The 3344-nt window shown below is 70.1% G+C and carries 2 protein-coding genes and 1 pseudogene; 1 reads left to right on the top strand and 2 read right to left on the bottom strand.

Annotated features, from left to right (window positions below; all coding sequences use genetic code 11):
- The first annotated feature begins 307 nt into the window (after positions 1 to 307).
- Entirely contained in the window at positions 308 to 1924 is a 1617-nt protein-coding gene (locus tag AC08OJ_RS19325) for a hypothetical protein (RefSeq protein WP_476596477.1), read from the top strand.
- Here the strand turns inward: AC08OJ_RS19325 and AC08OJ_RS19320 are convergent.
- Both AC08OJ_RS19320 and AC08OJ_RS19315 read right to left on the bottom strand, forming a co-directional pair.
- On the bottom strand, positions 1845 to 2588 hold the full coding sequence (locus AC08OJ_RS19320) for a toll/interleukin-1 receptor domain-containing protein (RefSeq protein ID WP_476594707.1): 744 nt from the start codon (positions 2586 to 2588) through the stop codon (positions 1845 to 1847). The two genes, AC08OJ_RS19325 and AC08OJ_RS19320, sit on opposite strands and share 80 nt — an antisense overlap.
- Before the next feature lie 367 nt (positions 2589 to 2955).
- Positions 2956 to 3210 (bottom strand): annotated as a pseudogene (locus AC08OJ_RS19315) (effector-associated domain EAD1-containing protein); the annotation flags it as partial.
- Between the last annotated feature and the right edge of the window lie 134 nt (positions 3211 to 3344).

Below are 3344 nucleotides of genomic sequence, written 5' to 3'. Positions count from 1 at the left end.
TGTCCACCCCGGTCTTACGTCCGCCCTGGTCTTCGCGCCGTTCACCGCATTTCCCGAGGGACGATGAATAACATATTTTCAGATAAAATAAAATAATACGCCCTTGGGTGACGCCTGACATTTATCAATATTATAAAAATATAACGAGATACCAGAGATGCCACGACCCGGCCGCGGCGAGAGCACCGAAATGGATTTCCGCGCGGCAGGTCGCCGGGTACTGTCGGCATGCCCTGCTATTTTTCCTTTCTTCCGGTGAAATCCGGCTCCGGATCCATCCCGCTGCCCGTGAAGGAACACCGCAACGATGCCGCTTGCCTCAGCCCGGCTCCTGGTAGCGCTCCTGCTGCACGAACAGCACCGCGTCGAGCCCGCGGGTGTGCCCCTCTGCTATCCTTCCCCGCCTCCCGCGGAACGCCATCTCGTCCGCGCGGCGACGGCGCTCGCCGCCGGCCGGGCGAAAGGAGCGCTGCGGGAGAGCAAACACGACCCGACCGACCCCGATCACCTGGCGGCGCACGAGGCGCTCTACCTCGCCGCGCTGGCTCTCGACCTCAACTGGTCCCCCGATGACGTCGGCGTCGTCCGAGCCTGGGCCACGAGGACGTTCGCTCCGCCTCCGGTTGGGCCCGCCGCGCGTCCCGGTGTACCCGGTCCGCGCCGGGAACGCCCGGCCCACCGGGCCAATTGGGCGCCATCCCAGCCGGCCCCACCCGACTCCGGGCACTCCAGGCACCCTGGTCCGGCCGGATTGGCCGGACCAGCCGGACCAGCCGGGCCGCCGCGGACCATGACGGACGCCCCGCTGATCGCCTGGACGACGCAGGTCATCGCCCGGCAACGGCACGCACTGCTCGAACCGACGACCGCGGTCATCTGCGTGCTCGGTGCCGAGATCATCCCCGGTATCCGGGTGGCGCGGGCACAGCTGGCCCTGACCGGTCACCGCGTCGACCACCGCGAAACCGGCCGGAGGCACGGGCCCGGCCCCCATCGCTTCCCCCATCACCTGCCCTATCGCCTGCCCCGTCACGTGGTTGTGCACGGTCACAGCGCCGATCCGGCACGCGCCGCACGGACCGCCGACCCTGCCGGAACGCTCGCAATGCAGGCCCTGGCCACGGCTGACCTCTTTGTCACCCATCTCGACGAGCTCCCGGTGCCACAGGCGGCGGCGTACGCGCGGATCCTGCGGGCGGATCTGCTGTTCCGGGCGAACCAGGAGGCCGAGGCCGGCATGGCGTTGGACGCGGTCGAGGCCGGCGCCGGGTCCGACCACGCGACACTGGCCCATGCGGCGCTGGTGCGCGGCGACTGGGCCGACTTCCCGGATGGCGGGGCGCAGACGCTCGGCCGTCGGCCCGGCGGGAGCCCGATCATCCAGTCGCGAACGGCCTATCCGGAACGCGCGGAGGAACTGTGGCAGCGGGCCCTGACCGCCTACGGGCGCGCCGGGTCGGAGGGCGGGCGCGCCGCCGGACTGCTCCGGCTGGCCGGGGCGCCGACGGCGGCAGGCCGGCTGATCCTGCGCAGGGCCCGGATCGACGAGGCGGCCCGGCGCGCCCGGGCAGCCGGCAACGAGGCGCTGACCTGGCTGGCGAGAGTGCAGAGCCAGGCCGAGCAGGCGGTCGCCGGAGAACCGTCCGCAGCGGGACTGCGGGCCATGATGACGGCGCTGGCCGACTGGTCCAGGCTGGAGGGGAGCACGAGTTACGGCCGCGGGCTCGGCCGACTGCTGATCGACGCCGCCGACGCCGGCACCGCCGGTGACGCCGATACCGGCACCGCTGGTGACCCCGACGACGTCGAGGCGGCGGGCCGCGAGGATCCTGGCCGGCGGCCGGTCAAGATCGCTTCCCGGGGAAGGGCGGCGGAGTCGACGGCCGGGAACCGCGGCCGTTCAGGGACCGGGCGATCTGCCTGACCAGTTCAAGCTCCGCTGCCGCACCGTCCTTGTCGACGAGATCGATGTAGCTGATGCCGCGCAACAGCCCGGCCGGGTCACAGGTCTCGACGCGGATCGGGATCAGCGTGCGCTTCACGCCGTTAGGATCCGCCTGCCAGGCCACCTGCATCTTCTCCGAGGCCAGGTAGCTCTTCGACAGCACGGCAAGGGTACGCCGGGACCGCGAGATCCCTTCGTGCAGCAGACCGATCTCGTGCTCACCGGGCAGCGCGTCGAGGGCCGCCAGATGCACCGAATGACCCCGGCCTTCCAACACGCGGGCAATCCAGGAGCCCCAGGCCTCATCGGACGGATCCGCGGAGATGAGGAAGTCCCACTTCTCGTCCGCGAGCGGCCCCTGACCGGAGCCGTTCGACGGGGTCCGCACCGCCGGGAACGGGCGCCCCGGCAGCGTGATCCACGCGAGGCCCTCGTACTTGCCCACCACCGACACCTCGACTCGGCGGTACTGCGCCGGGTCGAGATCCCGCAGCCGCCCGGCCACCGTACTGCGGTAGAACTCGGACGATAGGATGAGCGCCAGTTCCGCGTCCTTGTCGTCCTTGTCCTGTTCCAGCAGCTGCCGGACGGGGTCCGCGTCGACCAGCCGGGCCGCGACCACTGCCGTCGATACCCACCTCACCCTGGTGCAGGGCCAACCTCAACCGGATTCGACCGGTCTCGTCACGTCCCCGGTTGTAGGTCCGCAGCGCGATCCACAGTTCCCGGACGAACTCGGTCGCGAGAACGGCCTTGGGAACGTCGGCGGCCACGGCTGCGAGAAAGCCGTCGCCGCGATCCTGGCGCAGCCGGATCGACCGGGGAGGCAGGCCGGCGCCTCCGGCCGCCTCGTCGACGATCCGGCGCAGCCCCTCCCGCCAGCTCGCCTGCGTCGCGATGTCCTGACGGCTGTAGTGCCTGGCATCCAGGCAGAAGACGCTGACATGCCGCGGGACGCCGTCCTCCCACAGGGCGCCCTCGCCGCGGGAGACACCGTCCTCCCGGACGGCGTCGGCGAAGATCCGGTTGCCCCGATAGTCCCGATGCGCCTCGGTGAGGATGCGCCTCCGGCCGTCCGGCAACAGCCCGTTCTCCAACAGCGACGCGAACTCGGACCAGAACTCGAACGACGACTCACCCGGGTAGAACTGCGGATGGTGCCGACGAGCCAGCCCGGCACGTTCCAACAGATGAGTCGCCTTCATCTGGTTGGTGAAGGTGGCGGAAAGCGCCTCGATCTCCGCCTCGGTCAGCCGGTCCGTCACGAGTCCCCCGTAGGCATGCCCGCAGAAATCCGGCGACGCGACGGTTGGTGGTCCGTCAGCCGGCGGATTCGTCCTCGAATTCTAACCCGTCCCTACCCGTTGTATTGGGTGGGTTCACCGACCTTCGGTGTCGT

This window comes from Frankia sp. CgKIO3, assembly GCF_977946435.1.
This window is presented reverse-complemented; position numbering and strand designations above follow the sequence as displayed.